We start from the raw sequence: 23,927 nt of genomic DNA, 5'->3' as shown, positions 1-23,927 counted from the left end.
AAACGATGGCTTCGATTCGCACCTTCTCGTCGACGGTATCCCGTATCGGCGCGCTCAATATCTCGCTCAAAGAGGCGCTCCGGAACTTGGGCTGGTCCGACGCCCAGATAAAGTCCTTTGTCGGCGTTGGTTGCACGAAGGAAAACAAGTGGATATCTGAATTCTGGACGCATGGCGTCAAGGACGGGAAGTGGCGTATTCGGGTCGTCATCTCGGTGGATTGGGACGAGCACGACCGGCTAAACGCCAACAGCAATCTCATAACCATCGATAACAGGTTCGACAAATCCGGAAAAAGCATCGGCTTGACCGAAATGTGCGCGGATATTCGGACAATAATGGTGGAGGAATCGCTTAGTATCCATACATCCGTGGTATACACAGATGCCGTACTCGGTGACCAGCGGACGCTACTAAGAGTCAGGCGAGCACTCGGAACCTCGCCTTCGGAGCCAATCCAGCCGGCGGGGCAGATTCACTTACAAGACTCATCGCAGATCGCGGGGCTAAGCGAGTTGGGCATCCGTCTCGAGTCTTCGGAATAGCCAATCCAATTTAGTTTGGGCCAGACGCCTAGTCTAATTTTCGGAGCACGCTCTTTGTGTACTTGGGAAGACTGCCGCTCGGTTTTATACAAGCCGCCTGTTTTCATGTGATTGAGAGAGTTCGTAGGTCTTGACGATCCAGAACGTCGCGAAGGCGTAGAGCGCGGCGGTCTCGACCAGGAACAGCCACAGGGTGGAGTCCATCAGCCAGGCGATGAGTAGTGCGAGGGCCGGGAAGAGCAGGACCAGCACCACGAGGATCCGATAGCCCAGTCGATAGCTGCGCTGCAGCTCTGCGTTCGGGATCGAGGCGATCGTCTCCTGTCCGTAGAAGAAGATCGACCGTGCCGCCAGGACGAAGAAGGACGTGGCGGCCACCGCGTGGGTGATGCTCACCGCGTTCAGCCCGGGCATCACCGGGTCCTCGGTCGGGAAGAGTGCGACGACGATCGCGAGGGTGCCGGCGGCGTTGAGCAGCCAGTTCTCACCGCGCGTATAGCCGCGGTACGCCACCAGAGCGACCCCGATCGCCACCAGGGTTCCGACGAACAGCCCGCGGGCCGGCGTGTAGTAGAAGGAGCTCAGCGAGTCCATCATCGGAAAATCAGGGTCGAGGGTCACCCACACCAGAAGAGCCACGGGCAGGCCGATGGCGGGGCCGGCGATCACCATCCGGAGCACGAAGTACGTCTCCACGATGTAGGCCGCCGGGGCCTCGCAGAAGGTCGCCCGATCACCCGGGGCCTGCCGACCACTCTCTGACTGCTGCACGCGCACACCTCGAATCCGACTCGGCCCCGCCGTGGTCTCAGCCTCGCAGTCGGGTGCCCGTCTTGGTGTAGATCCGGTTGAGGTGCCCCTCGACCGTCCGCTTGGACAGGTGCAGCTCGGCGGCGATCTCGGCGTTGGTCAGCCCCTGGCCGACCAGGTCGGCGATCTGGGATTCGCGGCGGGTCAGCGAGACCCCGGCCGGGACCGAGACGGTCGGGGCACCGACGCGGGTGAGGCCAGCCAGTGGCCCGCCCAGCTCTGTGGTCGCGAGCATCCGCTCGGCCTGGGAGTGGAACTTCGATCCCGGCGACGCCGCGTCGCGGGCACGGTCCGCGGCGACCGCCGCCACCATGTGCAGCCCGTACGTCCGGGCCCGGCGGGCCGCGTCCAGCAACAGCCGGGGGTTGCGGGCAGACATCGCCACCGCCAGGTCGCGGACCAGCACCGGCACGTCGCCGGTGACGTCCACCTCGGCCAGCGCCCGACAGATCTCCGGGTCCGCGGTGAGGACCCCGGCCATGGCGGCGCGGGTGGCGGCGCCGTTCAGCCCCTCGTCGATCAGCGACCGGACGACCTCGCCCGCCTCGCCGGGGCGACCCAGGCAGATCAGGACGCCCGCCTCCACGCCGCGGATCTCCGGACCCACCGGCGAGTTGGTGTACCCCGGGATGGCGCGCATCCGCTGCAGGTACTCCTCCGCGGTGGCGGCCTGCCCGGACATCGCGGCGGCCAGGGCGTACAGGGACAGCGAACGGGACAGGAAATCCTCGGGACCGTCCACCTCGATGATCGCGACCGCGTCGGATGCCGCCCCCACCGCGGCCGGGAGGTCCCCGGCGGCCAGGGCGATCTCGGCGTCGACCAGCCGCCGCACGCCGTGATCGACGCGCACGTGATCATCCTGCTCGACCGCGATGACGGGCGCGAGCTCGGCGAGCAGCGCGTTGATTCCGAAGCCGTGCAGCATCACCGACACCAGCGCCGCCAGGAACTCCTCCGACGCCCACGTCTGGTTGCCCATCGAGCGGGACCGGCGGGCCTCGCGCCGAATCACGGCCAGTGCGGCCTCGGACTGCCCCATGGAATCGAGCGCGAGGGCGTGGATCGGCTCCAGGCGCCGCTCCCACTCGGGCGGCAGCTCAGCGGTGAGCTCGGTGTAGGCCCGGTCCGCCTCGCGGTAGCGGCCCGAGTAACTCAGGTGCACCACGGTCAGCGCCTCCAACACCGCGCGCCCGGGGTGCCCGTCGGGAAGCCACTGGTGCGCTGACTCGATCAGTGGCAGCGACTGCTCGGGACCCCGGTCCCGGTAGTGCGCGAGGTCCGCCCGGGCCGTGACGTTCTCGATCAGCACCCGGGTGTGGTCGGCCCCGCCGGGATCGTCCCGCAGGCAGGCCAATGAGCGGTCGAACATCGCGGCGGCGTCGGGCAGCCGGTCGAGCAGGCGAAGGCACGAGCCCGCGATCAGCGACAGCTCGGCCTGCTGCAGCGACGCGGTGGTGAGCGCGGAGCGCTGGGCCGCGTCGTGAAGCTCCACCCCGGTGCGGTAGTCGTGGCCGTCGAGGGCGGCGCGGGCGGCGGCCACCACACACCCCGCGTCGACGGGGCGGGCGTTGACCAGCGCCCACAGGACGATCCGCGGGTCCGGTTGGAAGGGAGCTGCCATGCCGGTGATCTCGCCTGCAGCCCGCCCGCCGGCCCGGTCGTCGGCCCGGCCTGCGTCACGGCATGCGGCGCGATCGAGCACGGCCGCGTAGACCTCGCGTCGCCGACGGTGGTCGGCCCCGGCCCGCAACGCCCTGGCCAGAACGGGCGGCTGCACCGACAGCACCTCGACGCCGCCCTCGTGCCGCTCGAACAGCAGCCCACGGGCGAGGAGATCGCTCACCACGTCGTCATCGTGCAGCCGAGCCAGGTCGTCGAGCGGGATACGTCGGGCGAGGGCCGCGGTGGTGAGGGGGCCGAGGTCCGCGGCGGCGGTGCGGGGGTCGATCCACAGGTGCGGGTCGACGGCGACGCCGGCGATCGCGGTGGCGGGATCCTCGACCAACTCCAGCCGGTCGCGGGTGCGGCGGGTCAGCCGGCGGGCGGCCAGGTCGTCGTAGGTGGCGCGCAGCGCCGTGAGGTTGCCGTGCGAGGACGCCCACAGTGCCTCGACCAGCCGCGCCGACACGGGCATACCGACGGCCTTGGAGACCACCATCTCCGATTCGCCGCGTGTCAGCAGGCGTAGTGGAAGCCGGGTGGTGCGGGTGCTCACCTCGTCGTCGTATCCGGGAGGCAGTGCCGCACCCACCCTGGCCGAAGCCACCAGGACCGCACCATCGGGGACCTTGCGGGGCGGCGCACTCAGGCGATCCAGGTCGTCCCACACCACCACCGGGACCCCGGCGGCGCGGAGACCTGCGGCGATGTCGGCCGCGCACCGGCTGGCGCCTGCGCCCGGAGGCCCCACCACGAGCACGCCTCGCCGCGTGTCGACGCATCGCGCGGTCGCGCGTGCCACGGTGTCGGACCGCACCGCCGCACGGGTCGTGTTCCACGCGGGCACGGGACCCTCCTCGCTGCGCCAAAAAATCAGGTGTGACGCACTCTATCGACACCTGTCTGCGGCGGTACACGCTATAGGCAATCTGTTCCGTTCTCGTGGAGAGGTAACCGCATGACCCGTCCGTCGACCGTCACCGCCGCGTCGTGGATCTGGCTGTTCTGCGGCTTGTTCAGCACGCTCACCATCACCGGCGTGCTGGCGGCGACCGACCTGCTCGGGTTCGTCGTGCCGCTCGGCGGCACCGAGGACGCGTCGACCGCCGCCCCGGGGGTCGCATGGATCGGCGCGATCATCGCGATGGGCGTGGTGTCGGCGATAGTCCTGCAGGTGGTGGCCGCGGTGAAACTGCGCGACGGCGAGCGGTGGGCGCGGGCGCTGCTGACGATCGCGGCAGGCCTCACGCTGGTCACCGCACTGTGGGACATCACCCTGTGGTCGGCGTGGGTGCTGCTCGGGGCCCACCTGGTGGCGTTCGTCCTGGCGTACACCGACTCCGCCACCGCGTACCTCGAGGTCCGGTCCCCCGACCCGGCGTGGGCGCCGGTCTACGCGTAACCCGGGCAGGAGGGTCGCTGGTCACACCGGCTGCCTACTGCTCACACTTCGCGAGATCCGTCTCCTCCGTCGGCATCCCCTCCGGAGTGAAGTGGGTGACCATCACCACCAGGTCCTCCGACCCCTCATTGACCGTCTCGTGCACGTACCGAGGGTCTTCGACCACCGAATCGCCCGCGCGGTAGACGTGGACGCCGCCGTGGTAGACGTCGGCGTAGTGGGTGAGCTCGCCCTGCTCCACCACCGCGAGCAGTTGCCCATGATGGCAGTGTCGGCCGGTGCCGACCCCGGGCGCGAGGGTGATCCTGCGATGCGTCACCTTCACCCCGTCGGCGCCGCCGTCCACGGCCAGTTCGATGGGTTCGTCCTGCCGGCCTTCGACGATGTCCAGGGCGCGGATGGTATCCCGCTTCACCACAGGAGGCTCGGTCGATTGCGGGCTGCACGCGACCGTCGCCAGCACGGGTACTGCGACGGCGAGTGCGACGCCGCCTCGGATCGATGGGCGCGTCATGGTCACTCCCCCGCGTCCGCTCGGACGGTCTCGACTCCACAGGCTCGGCACCACGCTAACGCACACCGGGACGCGGGTGAAGGATCGATTACGGAAGGTTGATAAGGGAGCTGCACCGACGACGACGGCTCTCCCGCGTCCGCCCCCAAGCATTGGGAAGGCGGAACTGACGGGGTGGGCGGTCACTGCACGGCCGGTTGGCACTCCGGCCGCGGCAGGGAACTTTTTTCGTCAATGCGCGTCCACCAACGAGCAGAGAAAGGAAGCGGCGGTTTTCGGGCTACAACCAGGCCGCTCGAGGGAGCAATCACGACTGCGGCGAATACAAGGTCAACCAGCCAGCCTGCGCCGACCATTTGGCGATTTACAGCTCTCGCGAACCACGCAAGAGCGTTGCCGGAGTCCAATCTGGCCAATCAGGCTCGTCTACAAGTATGCCATTGATATATTGCGCAACCACGCGCGTTCTTGAGCGCTCGTTGCTGTATATCGTTGCCTGCCCACAGCGTGGGATGGCAGCTTGAACAAGAGGCCACACACGGTGGTAACGCTCACGGATCTTGCTTTCGGGAACAGAATGGCCGCCACTATTCACGCGCAGACGGACCCTTTCGACTGCAAACTGTTCGGGCACCATCAATACATGGAGGACCACTCGGAAACCCGCGTCGCGGGCACGATCAATTAGTTCGAGCTTCGACGGGTGCGAAAAGACCGTTTCTGCAATGAATGACCTGCGGCGCACAATAAGCTGGTTCCGAGTTAACTCCGCGACCTTTGCTGCTTCGTAGGAGTGCGACTCTGGGTCTGTCGGCCATTTGCGTTTAGCGATCTCGTCCGCATTTACAAACGGCACACCCAGTAGCGGCTGCAATTGTCGATCGACTAGTGTCGACTTACCCGCGCCGTTGCAACCCACGACCAAGTCTAGGCGCGGATTCACCAGTCAAGTACGACCGTAGATCCGTCTGGCCGGTATTCGACCATACGTCCAGCGTCATCCAACGCGACCGAGGCAAATCCTTCCGACGCGCGACGCTCTACATGATCGTCGCTACTTAGCCTTTCCTCCAGCCGGGCATCGAAACCGGCGTCGTGAACCACCGCGTCCTCCTCGGGAAGTAGCTCGCTCGGTATTGATCCCGTTTTTTCTTCAACCAAACGTCGATATACGGACAACCGAGCAATTAAGTTGCCGGCGATCTTTTTCCAGTCATCGACTTCCATGCCTCGCCCGGCCACCACCGCAGAAGCTTTTCTATCCCCCTCGTGCACCTCTGGACCCAGTGAAGCATCTGTAAGCCGCTCATCGGACCCCGCCGAGCCTAGAGTGTTCACATAGTTTTCAATGAGCACTCGCGAAACAAACGTTTTGAGTTCGGAATCTAAGACGTTTTCGCTGGCGACTACAAGCCTTACCGACTTAGCGAATTCATCCGCGCGCGCTTCGCTACCACTTAGCGCCGATCGAATTGCCATGTATCCGGGACTTCCTGAGCCTGACAAGATCGCCTTATACGCGGAGTTGAATTTATCTTCCGAAGACGGTAGGTGCGAAATCCCCGCAGCCCTATCAGTTAGTGTCATTATCGGATCAAACTCCTTGTAGCGTCCGTAATAGAGGCTTCAAAAGCATAGTTCTTTACCGCCCTTAGCGAGGCCAACTCGTCCACCAATTGATCCCCCATCCTCTCCGCCGAAACATCAATCACAACGGGCCGCCGCGCGTCGATATCCAAAACAACCTGAACGCCGCCAGGCTCGTCGCCATCCGGCGGCAGGCTGGCTGTCGTGATAGCGACCGTGCCCTCTTCCGCTATGGGTAGGACTATTTTGCCGAAAAATCCTACCGCGGATTGCGTCAGGAAGGAAGGGATCTCGACAGTGGTTCTTACGTAGTCGCGAATATCTGTTACTCTGTCGGGGAGTTCGATCTTATTAATGTACCTAATTCCTATAGCTACTATCCGGCGTGGGGCGACGGCCGCAACATAGCTAGAAAGGGCATTCGTGGCGTGCGCGAGGAATCTCTCCCAGGTCAAATATTTCTCAGTGGTGGAGTACACGAACTCAGTCGCCCCACAGAACGCTACGTGCTCACCTTCCTCCGAATAAGGCGTGGCGCTTGATTCAAACGTGTACCCCTTAATATGCGCGTCTCTGGTGGCGGTGGGGGGGTCGCTAAGTGTGTAACGGACTTCGCCGACAGCTTCAGCGGTCACCGTAGGGCCTGAGAAGGTATCTTGATCGCCGTATACGTGTTCCAAAGAGTCGAGTTCAAGCCCCAGTCTTGGTTCAACCTCGATGGACATTATTGCTTCCACGATCGGCGCGGCAGCATAACTCTCCACCGGCAACTCGATTTGCGGCGAAGACGTCAAAACGTTGACATCGTCGTCTCGGAGCTCATGGGTACTCACAGATCCCACACTAGCCGAGCGGTTACCGCCGCTTGGCGGACCGACATCGGCGATCCGGCGTTTCTAGGTCCTGACGGCTCCTGCATGCCTTCCCCCCAGGGCCCTGCCCTCTAGCAGTAGTGCCGATCCATCCCGCACTCATGCAGTACACATGAGTCGGCGCGCACCCCTACTCTGGATCACCGCCGCAACGTCGTTGTCATCGCCACCGGTCGCGCGGCTGCGCGCTGGCCTGATACCGCCAAACTGTGACTGGACGACCTCATCGTTGAGCCCTCGCGTGATCGGGAGCTCGGCAGCGCTGCCGCAAGGCTGGCGCGCCGGGGCCAACGGCAAGCAATGCCCATGACGTCGACGTCTCAGACAACGGGCAGCGGAAGTGGCGGGCCGGCTGGTACCGGCCCGCAGTCACCGGGTGGCACGGAACCGGCCGTCCTCCGCCGCGTCGCGACCGCCGCCTCGCGCACCCCGATCTCATAGCGAGGTCGATTTTGATCGCGTTTGCTCAGGCGAGACCAGCACCGATCGCTCAATTATGAGCACTCGACGAGGCCGCCAACCAGAGCGTTCCGAGCTTTCAGTGTCAGTTCCGAGGGTGGTTTATGGGTGGGGCAGGCGTCGTGGGCCATGTCGAGACTCCCACGCGAGTGCGTGGTACGTTCCTACATCCTCACCTGGGGCGGGTCGGTACGAGGACTGCAGCTCCACCCCAGCCCGGGTAGCTCGCGTGAGCTTGGAACCCCTCATCTCACCCCGTCCGCTGCCGCCCGGCGAGCTTGTGCCGGTCGAGTTCAGTCATCCCGCCCCAGACGCCGTAGAGCTCGCCGGCCTCGATCGCGAACTTCCGGCAGGTCTCGAGCACGGCGCAACCGGCGCAGATCGCCTTGGCTGCGTCCTCCTTGCGACGACGCACACCCTTGGGCTCGTCTTCGGCGCTGTAGAAGAGGTCGGGGTCCCCGACGCACGCTCCGTCGTCCCTCCAAGCCCAGTACTCCGATGTGGGTTTCAGATTCCTGAACCGTGGCACTCGTACTCCTGTCGCGGAAGGCGGAAGATCAACGACGAAGTGTCTCCCGGGACCACCCGGGCGCGCCTCACCCTTAGGGGTGTAATCGCTGGCGCGGCCGGTTGTCGTCCGTTGCTAGGCTCTGCACATGCCGATCAGGGTCACAGTGGTCAATGACTACCTCGTCGTCGTCGCCGGGGTGAACGCCTTCCTGGCCCCCTACTCCGACCGGATCGAGATGGTGGAGACGGAGATGGTCACCAGCGGCTCGGCCACGGTGGACGTGGCCCTGTACGACTCCTTCGCCTCATCCCTGGGCAAGGACGACCGCCTCGAGAACCTCCTGCAGGATCCGACCATCGCGACGGTCGCCGTCTACTCGTTCACCTCGGACCCGGCCGCGGTCCGAGACAGCCTCGACGCGGGCGCCCACGGGTTCCTGTCCAAGTCCCTGACCGCTCCCGAGCTGGTGAGCGGCATCGAGCAGATCGCCGCCGGGAACCGCGTCACCCTGACGGGAACGGGCCTGCCGATCATGGGTCCCGACAAGTGGCCCGCCAAGGAGGCCGGCCTCTCGCACCGTGAGGCCGAGGTGGTCAGCCTGATCGTGCAGGGGCTGTCCAATGATCAGATCGCCGAGCAGTGCTACCTCTCGCTCAACACGGTCAAGACCTACGTGCGTTCGGCCTACCGCAAGATGGACGTGACCACCCGGGCGCAGGCTGTCGCGTGGGGCATTGAGAACGGCCTCAAGCCCGACCGGTAGGCCGGGCGCGGGCAAGGCCACCACGTCGCCGTCCGCCCAGGGCAGCAGCAAGACCCACCATCCATCCGCCACTTGCGTTGTGACCGAGCCAGCCCGTGAACACGGACGTATCCGCTGTTCAGGCGCTCAGACTTCATGCGTTCGGGGGACGCGACGCGACTCCGCCGGTTCCTAGGCTTGCCGGACAACTCTTAGAGAGGAACTGCCGGTGAAGCTCAGAAGACCTTTGATCGCCGTGGCGATGTCTACGGCACTCGCGACATCCGGACTTGCGCCGATCGCGCACGCTCAAGTCGCTGACGATCTGCCAGAGAGGAGGGCGTCGGCACCCAGTGGCAATTCTCAGAAGATGTCGATGCTCGCTGCCCCGGACGAAGTGGATGTCCGTTCGGCGATCGATGCGCCTGACGGGGTGGATGTCTCCATCAACGCCGACCCGAACGGAATCGCGGTCACCGGTACCGGTTATGGCCCGATGCCCACGAAGGATGGATCGGCGCTGGTGTTGTCTACTGGCCGCGCCGCAGACGCGTTTCGGCCCGGCGCTATTCCGGACGAGTTCTCCAGCACGGAGCTGGTCGACGGACCTCGGGGCGCCTCGGGCAACGACCTCACCCAGGTCACTCTCGACTTCACGCCTCCCAGCGGTGCGAAGTGCGTGGCCCTCGACGCGATTTTCGCTAGTGAGGAGTACCCGGAGTACGTGGGGTCGCAGTTCAACGACGTGTTCACCGTCGAGACTGTGGAGAGCGACGTTCGATACAACCAATCTGACTTCTCTATCACCGCGCCCAATAACCAGGCCTTTGATTCAGAGGGGCGTCTCCTCTCGATCAATACGGTCTACGGAATCGCTCCCGCCTCCGTCGTGGATTTCGGGAGCACCACGATGGACGGTCTCACCGAACAGCTCACGGCGACCGCTCCCGTGGAAGTCGACGGCGCGGGCGCAATGCGCCTGATCGTCAGCGTGCAGGATATCGGCGACAACGTGTACGACTCGGTAGCCCTGGTGGACAACTTCCGATTCCTCTTCAACGATTCGTGCAGCTCCGGTGCGACTCCGGTCAAGGACTCCGACGGCGACGGTCTGCCGGATGAATGGGAGATCAACGGAATCGATGGCCTGGACCTGCCCGCCATGGGCGCGGATCCGTATCGGAAGGACCTCTTCGTTCAGGCGGACTGGATGGTCCGACCCGCCGTGCCCGGTGGGTGGTTTGGCTTCGGGGCGAAACCGGCGGTCTCTTTCAAGCCGGACACGGACGCGATGCGCAGGGTCATGAGGGCCTTCGATCAGGCGCCCACCCCCGCGGTCCCCCAGCCAGTTGGGGCCCCCGCGATCAAGCCCGGGATCTCTCTCCACATCGATTCGGGACCTGATTCATACCTCGACGGTGCTACCGAGACGAAGTGGGGCGGCCTATCGCGCGCCAGAAAGGTTGAGCACACGGAGCTCCTTGGTTCCGAGGCTGCACCGACGTCATTGATCGATGACTTCAACAACCGCGCGCAGTTGGATGACGCCCGCTCCAAAGTCTTCAGGCACGCGTTGTTCGCGGACAGGTACCTCTACGACGGCGGTAAGAACTCGAGCGGCATCGCTTTCGAGAGCTTCGCATCCTCGTCGTATACCGGAACGAAGTTCATCGTCGCCAAAGGCTCGGATGCCATCACCAATCGGCAGTCCGAAGCCGGCACCTTCATGCACGAACTCGGCCACATCCTGGGTCTCGGTCATGGCGGAGGAGATCACACCAATTACAAGCCCAACTACGCGAGCGCAATGAATTACGCCTTCCAACTCGGCGGCATTCGGGGACCGCAGAAGTTGGATTTCTCGCGGGAAGTCGCGACGACCCTGGACGAGACATCTCTCTCCGAGCAGGATGGGGTCACCGGAACCACCCAGATGACCCAAACCTTCCGGTACTGCCTAAATCCGCTCATGCGTTGGGTAGATATAGGCGAGATTGACTGGAACTGCAATCTTTTCATCGATGGGGGCCGAGTCGAGGCAGACATCAACCGCAAGGACGTCGGGGCGGATGTCGAGCTGACGCAGCTGCACGGGTGGGACGACTGGGCGAACATCCGTTGGGATGGCTACGGTATCGGTGGTCAGGGTGCCGACGAGCCGTTCGAGGCCGCAGCGCCCACCGAGGAACTCGACTTCGACACTGCTGCCGACCTCGACATCCTGGCTGCACCCGGTTCGACCTCGGTGTCACTGGTCGGCCCGGGAACGCTCCTGACGGGTGTCGCCGGACAGGAGCTGCACGTTGACGTCCTCAACCCGAGTTCCGAGGAGGTCACCACGGAGGTTTCCCTTGCGATGCCCGGACTGGACTTCACCCACACCCTGCCTGTGACCGTTCCAGCCATGGTTGATGGGCAGCCAGGCCGCACCCGCATCGTGATAGACGCGCCGGCAAGCACCACACCAGGACTGGAGACTGGCTTCGTCAGCACCCCGGGTGAACTCGGTGTTGTCACCGAGTTCGAGGTCGAGTACTTCGAACTCACCGAGGAGCAACAGGCGGAACTTCGCAACTACCTCGAAGCTGGAAACGGACCGGAACTCGACCCGCAGGTACGCGCCTCCATTATCGACGCCCTCAGTGATGACGTTCCGGTTGACCCAGTTGATCCAGTCACCCCGTCCTTCGGGAGCCTCGGAAGTCTGACCGACATGTTCGACTCCTGATCCAATCGAAGTAGGGGCGGCCCGGCGAGCTCCCAGCTCGCCGGGCCGTCGAACGACATCGGTCTTTCGATCACGAGTATCAGCGTCTCACCTGCTGCTCACCGGAATCAGATGCCGCAAACCCGCACCGGGGATCAGCTCCGGCCACGCCGATCGAGCGGCACCACGGTGGGCGTTCCCGTCACCGGGTCGGCGGCGATCAGGCACGGGAGCCCGAAAACCTGCTCCACCAGCTCGGCGGTGAGGACCTCGGCCGGGGCGCCGGTGGCCACCACGCGGCCGTCCTTCATCACGACCAGGTGCGTCGCGTAGCGGGCGGCCTGGTTGAGATCGTGGAGCACGGCGATCACCGCGCGACCGCTCTCGTGCTGGTCTCGGAGCAGGTCCAGCACGTCGTACTGGTGCGCGATGTCGAGGTAGGTGGTGGGCTCATCCAGCAGGAGGATGGGCGTCTCCTGGGCCAGCAGCATGGCGACCCACACGCGTTGGCGCTGGCCGCCGGAGAGTTCGTCGACGAACCGGGTCGCCAGATCGGACACCCCGGTGGAGGCCATCGCGGCGGTCACGGCGGTGTCGTCGGCGCGGCTCCACTGGCGTAGTGGGCTGTGGTGCGGGTGCCGGCCACGCGCCACCAGGTCGTCGACCCGGATCCCCTCCGGAGTGACGGCGCCCTGCGGCAGGAGCCCGATCCGGCGGGTGACCGCCTTGGTCCGCAGCTTGTGCAGGTCGTGGCCGTCCAGCAGAATCCGTCCCTCGCCGGGGGCGATCACGCGCGCCAGCGCCTTGAGCAGCGTGGACTTGCCGCAGGCGTTGGGGCCGACGATCACCGTGAACGCATCCTCGGGCAGTTCCAGGTCGAGGTCGGTGGCCACGACCCGGCGTTCGTACGCGAGCCGCGCCCCCTCCACCGTGAGCCCGCGCCCGCGCTCGAGCTGGGCGCCGGCGCGGGCATCACGGTCGAGGGAGGTGGGGCGCATCAGCCCAGGATCTCCTGGACGTCGTCGAGGATCTCGCCGGCACCCAGGACACCGATGCCGACCATCCAGGTCTCGTCCTCGACCTCGTAGGCCTGGCCGGACTTCACAGCGGGCAGGTCGCCCCACAGTCCGGTCACGGTCGCCATGGTCGTCGCCGACGGGTCGCCGCCGGGGTTGGTGAAGAACACGACCTCGCCGGTGATCTGTTCGTACAGCTCCGGGGAGAGCTCTGCCATGGAGTACTCGTTCCACTCGCGCTCACCCAGGTCGAAGCCCATCTGCGACAGGATCGAGCCGGAGAACGTCTCGGGTCCGTAGAGGCGGAAGTTGTCCGGGCGGAACCGGACGATCGACAGCGTGGTGCCCTCGGCGCCCACCTGCTCGCCGACCTCGGCGATGTGGGTGTCGAGGTCGTCGATGAGCTGCTCCATCTCCTCGTCCTCACCGACGGCGGCGGCGGTGATCCGCGCCTGCTCCTGCCAGTCGGTGCCGGAGTTCTCGGAGTACACGGTGGGGGCGATGCCGGAGAGCTCGTCGTAGATGGCCTCGTGGCGGACCTTGGCGCCGATGATGAGGTCAGGGGCAAGGGCGGCGATCGCGTCGATGTCGGGCTCGGAGGTCAGGCCCACGATCTCGGCGTCTAGGTCCCCGAGGTACGGCGGGGCGCCGGTGCTGGCGCCGGACTCGGTGATCCCGACGGGGGTGTGGCCGAGCGCGACGAGCGCGTCGAGGTGCGGAGAGTCGAGGACGACGACCCTCTCGGGCGTCCCGTCGATCACGGTCTCGCCCATCGCGTGGGTGACGGTATAGGCCTCGTCCGAAGATGCCTCGGCGGTGTCGCTGCTGCCGGAGCACGCGGACAGAGCCACCGCAGAGGCGAGGGCCATGGCGATCAGGGCGGGCACCGAGCGGCGCCGGCGTGAGATTCTGGTCATGACTACAGATCAAACCACACAGGCAAGGCTCACCTAACAATCAGTCTGGTCTAGGGTTCCACCGTGGCCCCACGACCTCTCCCCGACTCCGACGCCGACGCACGGCCCGCGGTGCCGGCCGCCGACCGGGCAGCCGCCCCGGCAGCAAGCGCTGGCCAGCAGCCCCGCCGCGGAGCCGGGTTGTTCCCCGGACTGATCGTGGCCGTCCTGGCCCTGGCGGCCGCCGTGGTGGCCAGCCTCGCTATCGGTGCCCGCCCGATCCCGCCGGCCGAGGTGGTGGGCGCACTGCTCGGCCAGGGCACGCAGAGCGTGGTGGGGATCGTCGGCGAACTGCGGGCCAACCGGACCGTGCTCGGGCTGGTGTGCGGTGCGGCGCTCGGCGCGTCCGGAGCGCTCATGCAGGCCGTGACCCGCAATCCGATCGCCGACCCGGGAATCCTCGGCGTCAATGCCGGCGCCGCGCTCGGGGTGGTCGCCGGAGCGACGCTCACCGGCGGCCTCGGCCTGGCCTCCACGGTGTGGTTCGCACTGGCCGGCGCCGGTGTGGCGTCCGCGATCATCCTCCTGCTCAGCACCTCAGCGCTCGCGGCGTCCTCACCCGTTCGGCTCACCCTGGCCGGGGTGGCGCTGGCGGCGGTGCTGTCCGGTCTCAGCCAAACGTTCGTCGTGCTGGACGAGACCGTCCTGCAGGCGTACAGCTTCTGGCAGGTCGGCTCGCTCACTGCGCGGTCGATCGACGAGGTCACCGGCGTGATCCCGCTCGTCGTCGCGGGCGCGGTGATCGCCCTGCTGCTCCTGCGCGGCCTGGACGCGCTCGCCCTGGGCGACGACTCGGCGGTGGCGCTGGGCGTGCGCCCCGGGTGGGTGCGGGTGTGGTCGCTCGTCGCCGTCGCACTGCTCGCCGGGACCGCCACGGCGCTGGCCGGCCCCATCAGCTTCGTGGGACTGGTCGTGCCCCACCTCGTCCGCGGTCTCGTCGGCCCGAGCCTGATCCGGGTGGTCCCGCTGTCCATGGTGGTGGCGCCCGCGCTGTTGTTGGCGGCCGACGTGATCGGCCGGGTGATCGCGGGCGGGTCCGAGACCCCGGCGGGCGTGGTGATGGCGTTCATCGGCGCGCCGCTGCTGGTGGCGTACCTGGCCGCCGGCCGACGAGTGGGTGTCGCATGACGATAACCGCACCGCGCCCCGCAACAGCCCTGCCCAGCGACGAACGCCTCCTCGCCGCCGGCCGATTCTCGGTGCGGCTGCACCTGCGCACTGCGTGGGTCACTGCGATCCTCGCCGTCGTCGTCGTCATACTCGTGGCCGCCTCGCTGGTGATCGGCGAGTTCATCATCTCGGTCCCCGACGCGGTGGCGACCCTGCTCGGCGACGCACCCGACCGCACCACCAACTTCTTCATCCACGAACGCCGCCTGCCCCGGGCGCTGGTCGCGCTGGCGGTGGGCGCGGCTCTGGCGACGTCGGGCGCGCTGTTCTGCGCGCTCACCCGCAATCCGCTGGCCAGCCCGGACATCATCGGCATCACCCAGGGCGCGTCGGCGGGCGGGGCGACGGTGATCCTCGTGCTGGGCGGCGGGATCGCGCAGGTCGCCACGGGCGCACTCGCGGGCGCGGCGCTCACCACCGGGTTCATCCTGGCCCTGACGTGGTGGCGCGGGCTCAGCGGCGCCCGCCTGGTCCTGCTCGGCGTGGCCCTGGGCGCCCTGGCGATGGCGTACGTGGCGCACCTGCTCTCCCGCGGCTTCGTGGCGAGCGCGGTCACCGCCCAGATCTGGCTCACCGGCTCGCTGCAGGGTCGCGGCTGGTCCGAGCTCTGGCCGCTGGCGTGGGTGCTGCTTGTGGCGTCGGTGGTCATCGCGAGTCGGTCCCGGGCCATGCGCGCGCTCGCGCTGGGCGACGACGTCGCGGTGGCCCTGGGCGTGCGACTGCGGAGCACGCGGTTGGTCCTGTTGGCGGCGGCCACCGTCCTGGCCGGGGCGGCGGTGGCGACGGCCGGGCCGATCTCGTTCGTGGCGCTGGTGGCTCCGCACCTGTCGCGGCTGCTCACCAGCAGTGATCGCGTCCTGCCGGCGGCGCTGCTGGGCGGGGTGCTGCTCCTGGCCTCGGACCTGGTGGCCCAGCACGCATTCGCCCTGCCGCTCCCGGTGGGTGTGGTGACGGTGGTGCTCGGCGGGCTGTTCTTCCTGGGCCTGCTGTGGCAGGAGGGGCGTCGTGCCTGAGCAGGCGGTCCGGCGCCCGCGCAACCCCCACCGGGCGGAGAGCCGGCAGCCGACTGCACTGCGCCGGGTCCGGGTGCGCGCCGTCGAACCCCTCTCGCCCGAGCTGGTGCGCGTGACGCTCGAGGGCGACGAGCTCGGGGAGTTCGCCGCCGCCAGCTCCGCATGCGCCACCGCCTCCGCCGCGGCCGGCGACACCGGCCTCGTGCCCGCCGTGCGCAGCCCGTCCTTCGACGACGTCGTGGTCTTCTGCCTGCCCGATCCCGTGACGGGCGAGGTCACCCTCCCCGTTCCCGCGCCGGGTGGCGGGCTGGGCCACCCACCGGGCAGCGCCGCGCTGGTGCGGGAGTACACCGTGCGGTCCTTGCGAGACGGCGCCCTCGCCGTGGACCTGGTCCGCCACGCCTCGGGCGCGGGCGTGCGCTGGCTCGAGTCGGTCCGGCCGGGTGACGCGCTGACGATCGTCGGCCCGCGGGTGAGCCGGGCCCTTCCCGCGGTGGACCGGATGCTGGCCGTGGGGGACGCCACCGCCCTGCCCGCGCTGGCCCGGCTGATCGAGGAGCGACCGCCGACGTTGGCGCTCGACGTGCTGGCCGCGGTGCCCGACCCGTCCGCCCTCCCCCGCACGGTTCTGCCCGCGGTCTCCCCCGCCGACGCCGACCGCGTCCGGGTTCGGGTGGTGGCGGCGGCGCCCGGCTCGGCGGATGAGCTCATCAACGCGATGGCCGCGGTCGAGCTCCCCGCCGGGTTCGCGTGGGTGGCCGGCGAGTCCGGGATGGTCACGGCCGTCCGCCGGCATCTCCTCGCCCGCGGCCAGGAGCCCGACCGCGTCCAGTTCACCGGCTATTGGCGCCTCGGCGGGCCGCTATAGGCCCCGAGTCGCTCGCCCAGTTCATCACGACGGAGGAGTAACTCCGCGCTACATAGCCACCGGCGGGTGCAACCGCTCCAGGGTCCACACTCGATTGCGGTGCGCCGCCCACGTACTGATGCCGATCGCGCCCACCGTCACCAACGTCAGCACCAACACCGGAATCCACATCTGCGAGGGGCTCCCACCCATGATGGTCTGCCGTAGCCCCTGCACGGTGTAGGTCATGGGGTTGAACGGGTGGATCCAGCGGAAGAACGAGGGCTCGACCGCGGTCGGATAGATGCCGTCCGCGGAGGTCAGCTGCAGCATCAGCAGTGCCATGGACAGCACTCTGCCGACCGACGGGCCGAACACCACGTTGAGCATCTGGATGAGTGAGATGAACGCCACCGCCGACAGCGCCATGATGGCCAGTGCGCCCATCGGGTGAACCGGCGTCATGCCCAGGCCGAAGCGCAGCACCAGCAGGATCACCACCGCCTGCCCGAGCGCCAACAGCAGCGCCGGCTGCAGCGAGGCCATCACGACCCGCAGCGGGTGCAGCCGGGTGGCCACGGCGCGCGGCTGGAGTGGCGTGAGCAGCAGCCAGATCATGATGCCGCCCACGAACAGTGCCAGCGGGACGAAGAACGGGGCGAACCCGTAGCCGAACGTCTCCGCCGGGTTGTCGTACATCGACGTGAGCGTGATCGGGTCGCCGATCGTGCGCGACATGTCCTCGCGGTGCTGGTCACTCCACTCCGGCACCCGGTCGGCGCCGGCGGCCAGTTCGCTCGACAACCGGCCGGTGCCGTCTTTGAGGGTGTGCGAGCCGTCGGCGAGCCGGTTCGTGCCCTCCACCAGGCGGCCGGTGCCGTCTGTGAGGTCGCCGGTGCCCTCGGCCAGGGTGGCCGCGCCCTCGTCCAAGCGCGCGGCGCCCTCGTCGAGCTGGCGCACGCCGTCGACCAGTGTGGTGGCGCCCGTGCCGAGCCGCTGCAGCCCGTTGTCGAGCTGCGTCGCGCCGTCGCCCAGGGCGTTGATCCCGGTGAGGAACTCGCCGGAGGGGTCGTTGAGTGCCGACGACAACTCGCGGGCGCCGTCGCGCAGCCGGTGCAGGTCCGACAGCTGCGACGAGCCGGCGCCGAGGCCCTGCGATTCGAGTTGGTCGGCCAGCGTCTCCAACTGCACGGAGACCGGTACCCCGGCCGATCCGGCGGAGCTACCCGATCCGGTGGTGGCCTCGACCTGCCTCATCTGCGCGGCGGCCTGCCGCAGCGGGGCGATCGCGGCATTCTGTGCCTGCGAGAGCTGATCCAGGACACCGGCGAGCTGGTCGACTCCGCCGCTGACCTGCGCGGCCCCGTTCCCGAGCCGCTGCACTCCGCCGTCGAGGCGCTGGACGCCCTCGTTGAGCTGCGTCGCGCCTTCGGCGGCAGTGCCGATCCCGCCGGCCAATTGGTCGACCCCGGAGCGGGCCTCGTGGATCTTGGTGGCCAGCTGGTGGTTGCCGTCCGCGAGCCTGGCGGCGCCCTGGTCGAGGGTGCGGGCGCCGGCGTCGAGTTCAGCGGACTTCTCGCTCAGCTCGGTGATGCCGTCGTCGAGTGTGCCCGCGCCGTCGTCGAGCTGCGCGGCACCGTCGGCGGCCTCGCGCAGCCCGGCGCCGGCATCCTGCACACCCACGAGGACTTTGTCGACGGCCTGCGCTGAGATGGCCGAGCCCACCGCGTTGTGCAGTTCGGCTGTGGCGCTGCGTCCGATGAGGCTGGACAGGTAGTTGCCGGATTGGTCGTAGGTGACGGTGATCGCGGCCTGGCGCGGGTCGTCCCCGGTGGGTGAGGCGACGGATTCGCTGAACTCCGGGGTCAGCCGAACCACGAAGTTGTAGTGGTGATCGGACAGTCCGGCTTCGGCCTCGGCGGCGTCGACCAGCCGCCAGTCGAGCTGGTCGTTCTGCAGGAGTTCGTCCACCACCTGGTCGCCGGCGCGTAGTGGTTCGCCGTCGACCTGCGTCCCGGTGTCGTCATTGACCAACGCGACCGGCAACTGGGAGGTCCGGCCGAACGGGTCCCAGAAGGCGGCGAGGTACAGGGCGCTGTAGAGCAGGGGCATGAGCACCAGCACGACTATCGCCACGCGCGGTAGCCGTCCGCGGCCGAAGCGCTTGAGCTCACTGCCGATGGACAGTCCGGAGATCATGCGAGGCCTTCCTTGGTGGCGGGGACGGTGACCATGTGGTGCTCGGGCGACCCCGCGGGCAGGGAGTCCACGGAGGACAGGATGACGGTGCTCTGGTCGGCGTCGGCGATCTCGGCCAGGCGTTGCAGCGCTCGTGCGCGTTCCGCGGGGACGCGGACCTGTTCGATGTCGTCCACCACCAGTATCGGCGTGCCCTCGTAGCGGGCCAGCGCTATGCGCAGCAGCAGGCGATCCAGTTCGGTGAGGTCGCCGACGTAGGTGCGCAGCCCGGGCAGGCGGAGGTCCCCGTACACCGGGCCGAGGAGCTCCTCGAGTTGGGCTGGGCCGGTGCGGCCACGCGGGCGCCACCACGGGCTCATCCACGCGCGCTGCTCCGCCACGACCGTGCGGACCGTGACCGCCGGGTCCAGCTCGTCGATGCCCGAGAATCCGGCGATCGCCGACCGGGTGAAGATCTCGCGACTGCCGGTGTGACCGAGTACCTCGAGCCGTCCCTCGGTGGGCGCCATTCGACCGGCCAGGGTGAGCAGGAGGCATGTGCGGCCGTTGCCGGGGTGGCCGCGCAGGACGGTGATTCCACCGCGGTCGATATCCAGATCCAGGGGGCCGAAGACCCGGCCGTGGTCGCCCACCAGCCCGAGGCCGCGAGCGTGCACCGCTGGTTCCGGGACTTCAGGTGGCTCAGCGCTTTCGGCGGGCTCAGCGTTGTCGGGGGGCTCAGCGTTGTCGGGGTTCTCGCGTGCAGTGGTCATGGTGACGTCCCGGGTGGGTGAGGTCTTCATTGTTGGCGGGAGCGACCGGTGGCCGCGGCCGCGCGCTTCGTTGCGTACGCGGCGATCTCCAAAGCGGACTAGACTCCACTTTATACACCGCTGCCGATCCCACCGCATGGCAGCCGGCCACGCCCCCCATACGGGCGGGTCGCGTCCCGGCACATCAGAACCAGTCGAGCGGCGTGCCGTAGAGCCGGTCGTGCGGGATGCTGCGGGCGATGAGGTCGGCGAGAGCCTCGCGGTCGTTCTTCAGCGCCGCACCCCGGCGGGTGGGCCGTAGCTCTCCCTTGTACTTGCGCACCAGCCCCAGCGCCCGGGCCCAGTCCCGCAGCTGCCAGATCGGGAACGTGAGGTCCTCGCGGTTGTTCTTCCCGATCCACTGGCGGTGCCAGCCGGTGTCGATCATCAGTTGCTCGACCATCGTCGGCGGCAGGTACCCGGCCGCGGTGAGCTTGACCCCGTCACCGACCCGCTCGAGCAGGATCTGCAGCTTCGCGGCCTCGTCCCGCTGGACTTCCCGGAGGGTGGCGGGCATGTCAGCGATCTCTACCACGCGCTGTTGCGCATCGTCGAGGTCGAACGCTTCCGCGTCCAACCCCGCCCAGAACTCGAGGGTGTGCGGGTCCCAGCCGTCCGGGTCGGCGTCCCCGGCTATCCACTCGTTGTATGACCAGATCCCTCCGCAGTCCTCCGGTGGGCATGCCCGGCGGCCGGCCACCACGGTTGCATCCGGGGACTCGCCGTCGTCGTCGTCGGGCTCCAGGACCTTCTCCACGGTGACGCGATGCCACCAACTGTCACCGAAGTCGTACAGGTAGAGAAATCTGTCGCCCGCACTGTGCGCCAGCTCGTCGAGCCGTACGTCAGCCTCGTCGAGCTCGCCCATCTCCCCGGCGTCGGGATAGTCCATCGAGGCGAAGCGCTCGGCGTCGCGGTCTCGGCGCGAGGATGCGTGGACGAACTCGTGCAAGTGGCTGTTCGTCCAGCCCATGGCTTCCTGCAGGATCAGGTGCAGGCGCGGCAACTCCAGGTCGCTGCGCAGGTCCAGGCGCCGCCAGATGGGCGGGGACGAGTCCAGCAGCTCGACCTTGACGCGGTACGTCACCGGCGCCTCGCGCCTCGGGTGCCGCCGGTTGACGGCCGGGCGCTCCCACGGGGACTGGTAGTCAGCCCCGGCCGCCAGCGAGGCCATCAACTCGGTCTGAGGGACTCCCGCGCTCGCCAATGCGTCGAGAACCGCGTGCTTCAACTCGTCTGCGGTGAGGTCGCCTGGTCCGTAGGGGCGATCTATCGAAGGCGTCACCTCACCGACGATACGAGATGCGAGTGGCGTGCTGGGACGCCCCCGTTCGGAGAAGTAGTCTCACCTGCCATGGACACCGACGAGCCCGGGCTGTTCGACCTACCCGAGTCCGCGCCTGAGCCCACCCCGCAACCCTCGCCTGCGCAGCCCCGTCCCGGGAGGAACCGCGAGACGTGGGCCTGCACTGTCACCGCGGAGGTGACCATCGTCGATGCGGCGACGGTAACGGCGGCCCTCACGCGGTACCTCAAGGACACCGTGGTGGTCGACGCGTTCTCCGGTGAGGTGATCGAGGATCCTGCGAGTGAGGATGCGGGACCCGATCCCGACCTTCCTCCACTGCCTCAACTGGCCTGGCTGATCTGGCCTACAGGCGGTGTGGAGGAACTCCTCGAAGAGGGCGCGTTCCGGGTTCTCGATGTCGAGAGCACTGTGACCACCGAGACCTACGACCGGGGCACGATCACGTGGACGGTCACGGTCAAGCTCACCGACGTCCAGCTCCTTCGTCGCCTCGCCACGCAAGCCCAGCCCGCCGACGCCGTCCTTATCGCGAGCAGTCTGGCGGTCGCGTGGCAGCGCGCTGCCGACTCGTTCGCTCCCTTGCGTTCGATCCCCGGGATCTCGTGGCGGCCGGTGTCCGTCGACATCGCTCACGTGCCGGCGCGAAAGCGATGACGACGACGAGGAGGTCAACCAACGCCACGGTCGGCCCGTCTCGGAGAGCCTCCGGAGCGTATCGAGCTTCACCCGATCACGTTCTCCACGTTCGATATCCGATACCCGGTTCTGCCCAACGTGCAGCTTGTGCGCGACGTCTTCTTGCGTGAGCTCACGTGCCCAGCGCAGGCGTCGCGAAATTGCCGGTCCACCCGCTATCGAAAGTTAGGGGTCGGATGTCGGTCGCTCACCCAATTCGAGTAGCAGGTCCCGAGCGAGGAAGTATGCAGCAACTGCGACTTGTTCAGGTTCCCCAATCCCCTCCTCGGCGCGCCCCGCCATTGCCGATCCGAGAGCCTCCGGGCTATGAGCGAACAATTCATCGAGGAACCCGAGGGCGTCTTCTGTTGCGGCCGCGCTGAGTTCATGGGTTCGGAGCTGCGAGAACACTGTGGCCAACTCATGTGTACCGAACGCCTGGAGGAGCCGGTAGGCGTCGTGCGCGTCTTTGTCGTTCAGTCGGTGCGGGGCATCAGCACGCTCGGCGATCTAATGTAGTTTGGCAACCAGCAATGCTGCAGGTCCAGCTACCCGGAGGCGGGCCCGACGCTTGTCTCGCGGATCGAGCGCAGGTACATCCATTTGTTCGTTGTCGACTAAGCATGCCTCCAGTCCTCGTGCCCGGCGGGCTGCGTGCTTCGAATGCGGCGGTATCCGAGCACCTCGCGCACCGCGACCGCCTCCACCGGCAAGCTCTTCTGGGACCATGAGGTCAACCGGTATCCCTTCTCGATTGAGCCAGGATCCCGGTTGATCGGAGCGGTAGAAGCCCGCTCGCGTCATGGCGTCGTCGATGAGCGGCTCGTCTGCGACCGTGCGAGGGTCGAGCGCGACGTCACTGTCTTTCGTTGCCTCCGCGAGTGCCACCCGGAGACCGCCGGTTCGAAGGTAGACCGCTTGCGCCCCGATCAGGACGAGAGACTCCCGGTGCTCGGACAACGCCTCGGCCGCGTCCAGAAGCGCAGACCGGGCACTGACGAGCAGATCGCCACTACCCCCTCCAGGACTGTTCATGTGCCCTCATCCATTCGATCAACTCGTTCGCCTCTGCGGGTGCCCGGCCCGGCCCGGTCATGAGGTCCACAGCCACCTGGGCCGGGCGGGCGACCGTGAGCCCTTCCAACGCGGTCATGGCGCGTTCCATGACGACGGGGTAAGTGGGTTCGATCAGCAGCACGTTCGCTCCCGCTTCGGTCGCGCGCAAGCCCCAGTTCGCCGCTGCACGTTCGACGTTTCGGACGTACACCATCGCCGACCTGGCTGGCGCGTAGGCAGCCCACGCTGCTGCTGCGACGGACCCGGTCAGCGCGTAGTCGACGTCCTCTTCCTCGCGCACCGTATCGAGAAGGTCCGACAGGCCCCGGGGAGCGATCCAATGGGACACGGCATTGGACCGGAGCAACTGATAGTCGTCGCTCCATCTGCGCAGAAGAGCTGCCCAATCGGACACCAGGAATCGCCGGTCAGGCAGCCGCTGCGCAAGTTCCTGATCTTCGAGAAACTGCATCACACGGTATACCGACCCCACCGAGGCATTGGCGACGTCGGCGAGTTCCCGCACACGCCATGGCCCGGGAAGATCGAGTAGCGCTCTGACTACCTTCGCTGCGGGTTCTCCCTTGAGGGTGCCCCTCGGGCGCCCTGGCCCCCGCCAGGGATCTCTTTCGGCACCACGATCCGAGACGAAGAGTGCGGGAACGGGGGATGAAACCCTCATATTGCCGGTCGCATCGATATATGAAATGCCAGCCGCGTCGAGCCGCGCACGGTCGGCGGGCGCGAGATAGCGAGTCAAGACCAGGCACCCACTGTCCGGCACCTGGGCCATAGTGTCGCCGCACCTCTTCCGAAGCGCAGGTATGTCGCGAGCTACGACGGCGCTCTTGACGGTGACACAGAATGTTGCGGCACTCCCATCGGGAGCCTCGGCGATCATCAGAGAATCGGCGCCGCCAGATGTCGACGATGTAGCGCCCTGCCTGGTATCGATCTTCCACTCCGGCGGGAGTCTCTCGCGAAGTGCCTGGGACGCGGCATCGACGAGTTCCGCCTCCGAAGGGGGTCTCGAATCTATCGTCTTGCCGTTCATCATGTTCGGATAATAGCGCCGTTCCGCAGC

At 67.3% G+C, this 23,927-nt stretch carries 22 protein-coding genes and 1 pseudogene; 9 read left to right on the top strand and 14 right to left on the bottom strand.

The genetic code is table 11. The features are described from left to right. Nucleotides 1–5 precede the first annotated feature (5 nt). Nucleotides 6–545, top strand: a complete 540-nt coding sequence (locus CK206_RS19690) for a hypothetical protein (protein ID WP_143337756.1) — start codon at nt 6–8, stop codon at nt 543–545. Nucleotides 546–629: 84 nt separating this feature from the next. Here the strand turns inward: CK206_RS19690 and CK206_RS15185 are convergent, their stop codons facing one another. Then, a complete protein-coding gene (locus tag CK206_RS15185; protein WP_254050623.1) occupies nt 630–1,316 on the bottom strand; it encodes a hypothetical protein in 687 nt (228 codons plus the stop codon). 37 nt (nt 1,317–1,353) lie between these two features. Beyond that, the gene (locus CK206_RS15180) at nt 1,354–3,864 is read right to left on the bottom strand and encodes a LuxR family transcriptional regulator (protein ID WP_096906902.1); all 2,511 of its coding nucleotides are present in this window, start codon (nt 3,862–3,864) and stop codon (nt 1,354–1,356) included. Nucleotides 3,865–3,975: 111 nt separating this feature from the next. Between CK206_RS15180 and CK206_RS15175 the strand changes: the two genes are divergently transcribed. Continuing rightward, a complete protein-coding gene (locus CK206_RS15175; RefSeq protein WP_096906901.1) occupies nt 3,976–4,419 on the top strand; it encodes a hypothetical protein in 444 nt (147 codons plus the stop codon). A 34-nt stretch (nt 4,420–4,453) separates the two neighbouring features. Here the strand turns inward: CK206_RS15175 and CK206_RS15170 are convergent, their stop codons facing one another. The 5 genes from CK206_RS15170 to CK206_RS15155 form a co-directional block, all read right to left on the bottom strand. Continuing rightward, entirely contained in the window at nt 4,454–4,834 is a 381-nt protein-coding gene (locus CK206_RS15170) for a cupin domain-containing protein (RefSeq protein WP_216824144.1), read from the bottom strand. A 463-nt stretch (nt 4,835–5,297) separates the two neighbouring features. Continuing rightward, complete coding sequence (locus CK206_RS15165) at nt 5,298–5,876, bottom strand: AAA family ATPase (RefSeq protein WP_096906900.1); 579 nt, start codon at nt 5,874–5,876, stop codon at nt 5,298–5,300. Continuing rightward, nucleotides 5,873–6,412 carry a hypothetical protein gene (locus tag CK206_RS19685; RefSeq protein WP_132064195.1) on the bottom strand — a complete coding sequence of 180 codons (540 nt, stop codon included), beginning with the start codon at nt 6,410–6,412 and terminating at the stop codon, nt 5,873–5,875. The genes CK206_RS15165 and CK206_RS19685 overlap by 4 nt, the downstream gene beginning before the upstream one ends. Before the next feature lie 107 nt (nt 6,413–6,519). Beyond that, nucleotides 6,520–7,353 carry a TIGR04255 family protein gene (locus tag CK206_RS15160; protein ID WP_143337755.1) on the bottom strand — a complete coding sequence of 278 codons (834 nt, stop codon included), beginning with the start codon at nt 7,351–7,353 and terminating at the stop codon, nt 6,520–6,522. 748 nt (nt 7,354–8,101) lie between these two features. Continuing rightward, nucleotides 8,102–8,380 carry a WhiB family transcriptional regulator gene (locus CK206_RS15155; RefSeq protein ID WP_096906898.1) on the bottom strand — a complete coding sequence of 93 codons (279 nt, stop codon included), beginning with the start codon at nt 8,378–8,380 and terminating at the stop codon, nt 8,102–8,104. Nucleotides 8,381–8,507: 127 nt separating this feature from the next. Between CK206_RS15155 and CK206_RS15150 the strand changes: the two genes are divergently transcribed. Both CK206_RS15150 and CK206_RS15145 read left to right on the top strand, forming a co-directional pair. Then, on the top strand, nt 8,508–9,125 hold the full coding sequence (locus CK206_RS15150) for a response regulator transcription factor (RefSeq protein WP_096906897.1): 618 nt from the start codon (nt 8,508–8,510) through the stop codon (nt 9,123–9,125). A 349-nt stretch (nt 9,126–9,474) separates the two neighbouring features. Continuing rightward, nucleotides 9,475–11,832 carry a choice-of-anchor L domain-containing protein gene (locus CK206_RS15145; protein ID WP_096906896.1) on the top strand — a complete coding sequence of 786 codons (2,358 nt, stop codon included), beginning with the start codon at nt 9,475–9,477 and terminating at the stop codon, nt 11,830–11,832. Between the two features lie 134 nt (nt 11,833–11,966). On the opposite strand, the gene CK206_RS15140 is transcribed toward CK206_RS15145, so the two are convergent. Then, nucleotides 11,967–12,809 (bottom strand): ABC transporter ATP-binding protein, encoded by an 843-nt coding sequence (locus tag CK206_RS15140; protein ID WP_096906895.1) that lies wholly within the window; start codon nt 12,807–12,809, stop codon nt 11,967–11,969. Further along, a complete protein-coding gene (locus tag CK206_RS15135) occupies nt 12,809–13,744 on the bottom strand; it encodes an ABC transporter substrate-binding protein (protein WP_173674804.1) in 936 nt (311 codons plus the stop codon). The genes CK206_RS15140 and CK206_RS15135 overlap by 1 nt, the downstream gene beginning before the upstream one ends. Nucleotides 13,745–13,807: 63 nt before the next feature. On the opposite strand from CK206_RS15135, the gene CK206_RS15130 reads away from it, so the two are divergent. Genes CK206_RS15130 through CK206_RS15120 form a run of 3 tightly spaced genes read left to right on the top strand, consistent with a single transcriptional unit; the run spans nt 13,808 to nt 16,834 of the window. Continuing rightward, nucleotides 13,808–14,911, top strand: coding sequence for an iron ABC transporter permease (locus CK206_RS15130; RefSeq protein ID WP_254050622.1), 1,104 nt, complete (start codon nt 13,808–13,810; stop codon nt 14,909–14,911). Next, nucleotides 14,908–15,966, top strand: coding sequence for an iron chelate uptake ABC transporter family permease subunit (locus tag CK206_RS15125; protein ID WP_096906893.1), 1,059 nt, complete (start codon nt 14,908–14,910; stop codon nt 15,964–15,966). The genes CK206_RS15130 and CK206_RS15125 overlap by 4 nt, the downstream gene beginning before the upstream one ends. Beyond that, nucleotides 15,959–16,834, top strand: coding sequence for a siderophore-interacting protein (locus CK206_RS15120; RefSeq protein ID WP_096906892.1), 876 nt, complete (start codon nt 15,959–15,961; stop codon nt 16,832–16,834). The genes CK206_RS15125 and CK206_RS15120 overlap by 8 nt, the downstream gene beginning before the upstream one ends. 48 nt (nt 16,835–16,882) lie before the next feature. On the opposite strand, the gene CK206_RS15115 is transcribed toward CK206_RS15120, so the two are convergent. The 3 genes from CK206_RS15115 to CK206_RS15105 form a co-directional block, all read right to left on the bottom strand. Beyond that, nucleotides 16,883–19,012 carry a YhgE/Pip family protein gene (locus tag CK206_RS15115; protein WP_143337754.1) on the bottom strand — a complete coding sequence of 710 codons (2,130 nt, stop codon included), beginning with the start codon at nt 19,010–19,012 and terminating at the stop codon, nt 16,883–16,885. Beyond that, nucleotides 19,009–19,764: an ATP-binding cassette domain-containing protein gene (locus CK206_RS19680; RefSeq protein ID WP_159981174.1), complete on the bottom strand. Its 756-nt coding sequence runs from the start codon at nt 19,762–19,764 to the stop codon at nt 19,009–19,011. The genes CK206_RS15115 and CK206_RS19680 overlap by 4 nt, the downstream gene beginning before the upstream one ends. 184 nt (nt 19,765–19,948) lie before the next feature. Continuing rightward, a complete protein-coding gene (locus CK206_RS15105) occupies nt 19,949–21,088 on the bottom strand; it encodes a plasmid pRiA4b ORF-3 family protein (protein ID WP_096906889.1) in 1,140 nt (379 codons plus the stop codon). 69 nt (nt 21,089–21,157) lie between these two features. Here CK206_RS15105 and CK206_RS15100 point away from each other — a divergent pair, with 69 nt between their 5' ends. Then, the gene (locus CK206_RS15100; RefSeq protein WP_096906888.1) at nt 21,158–21,766 is read left to right on the top strand and encodes a hypothetical protein; all 609 of its coding nucleotides are present in this window, start codon (nt 21,158–21,160) and stop codon (nt 21,764–21,766) included. A gap of 51 nt (nt 21,767–21,817) precedes the next feature. Here the strand turns inward: CK206_RS15100 and CK206_RS20615 are convergent. After that, nucleotides 21,818–21,937: pseudogene (locus CK206_RS20615) on the bottom strand (helix-turn-helix domain-containing protein); the annotation flags it as partial. 177 nt (nt 21,938–22,114) lie between these two features. Here CK206_RS20615 and CK206_RS19910 point away from each other — a divergent pair. After that, the gene (locus CK206_RS19910; protein WP_159981171.1) at nt 22,115–22,306 is read left to right on the top strand and encodes a hypothetical protein; all 192 of its coding nucleotides are present in this window, start codon (nt 22,115–22,117) and stop codon (nt 22,304–22,306) included. Nucleotides 22,307–22,799: 493 nt separating this feature from the next. On the opposite strand, the gene CK206_RS20470 is transcribed toward CK206_RS19910, so the two are convergent. After that, complete coding sequence (locus tag CK206_RS20470; RefSeq protein ID WP_254050621.1) at nt 22,800–23,900, bottom strand: type IV toxin-antitoxin system AbiEi family antitoxin; 1,101 nt, start codon at nt 23,898–23,900, stop codon at nt 22,800–22,802. Nucleotides 23,901–23,927: the final 27 nt, after the last annotated feature.

The organism is Dietzia sp. WMMA184 (assembly GCF_002441635.1).
GTDB lineage: Bacteria > Actinomycetota > Actinomycetes > Mycobacteriales > Mycobacteriaceae > Dietzia > Dietzia kunjamensis.
This window is presented reverse-complemented; position numbering and strand designations above follow the sequence as displayed.

Excerpts from the sequence above, each read along its gene's own strand:
- CK206_RS19680 (WP_159981174.1), bottom strand. The coding sequence starts at position 19,764 with ATGACCACTGCACGCGAGAACCCCGACAACGCTGAGCCCCCCGACAAC.
- CK206_RS15115 (WP_143337754.1), bottom strand. The coding sequence starts at position 19,012 with ATGATCTCCGGACTGTCCATCGGCAGTGAGCTCAAGCGCTTCGGCCGC.
- CK206_RS15150 (WP_096906897.1), top strand. The coding sequence starts at position 8,508 with ATGCCGATCAGGGTCACAGTGGTCAATGACTACCTCGTCGTCGTCGCC.
- CK206_RS19910 (WP_159981171.1), top strand. The coding sequence starts at position 22,115 with ATGAGCGAACAATTCATCGAGGAACCCGAGGGCGTCTTCTGTTGCGGC.
- CK206_RS15175 (WP_096906901.1), top strand. The coding sequence starts at position 3,976 with ATGACCCGTCCGTCGACCGTCACCGCCGCGTCGTGGATCTGGCTGTTC.
- CK206_RS19685 (WP_132064195.1), bottom strand. The coding sequence starts at position 6,412 with ATGGCAATTCGATCGGCGCTAAGTGGTAGCGAAGCGCGCGCGGATGAA.
- CK206_RS19690 (WP_143337756.1), top strand. The coding sequence starts at position 6 with ATGGCTTCGATTCGCACCTTCTCGTCGACGGTATCCCGTATCGGCGCG.
- CK206_RS15100 (WP_096906888.1), top strand. The coding sequence starts at position 21,158 with ATGGACACCGACGAGCCCGGGCTGTTCGACCTACCCGAGTCCGCGCCT.
- CK206_RS15140 (WP_096906895.1), bottom strand. The coding sequence starts at position 12,809 with ATGCGCCCCACCTCCCTCGACCGTGATGCCCGCGCCGGCGCCCAGCTC.
- CK206_RS20470 (WP_254050621.1), bottom strand. The coding sequence starts at position 23,900 with ATGATGAACGGCAAGACGATAGATTCGAGACCCCCTTCGGAGGCGGAA.
- CK206_RS15135 (WP_173674804.1), bottom strand. The coding sequence starts at position 13,744 with ATGACCAGAATCTCACGCCGGCGCCGCTCGGTGCCCGCCCTGATCGCC.
- CK206_RS15145 (WP_096906896.1), top strand. The coding sequence starts at position 9,475 with ATGTCGATGCTCGCTGCCCCGGACGAAGTGGATGTCCGTTCGGCGATC.
- CK206_RS15125 (WP_096906893.1), top strand. The coding sequence starts at position 14,908 with ATGACGATAACCGCACCGCGCCCCGCAACAGCCCTGCCCAGCGACGAA.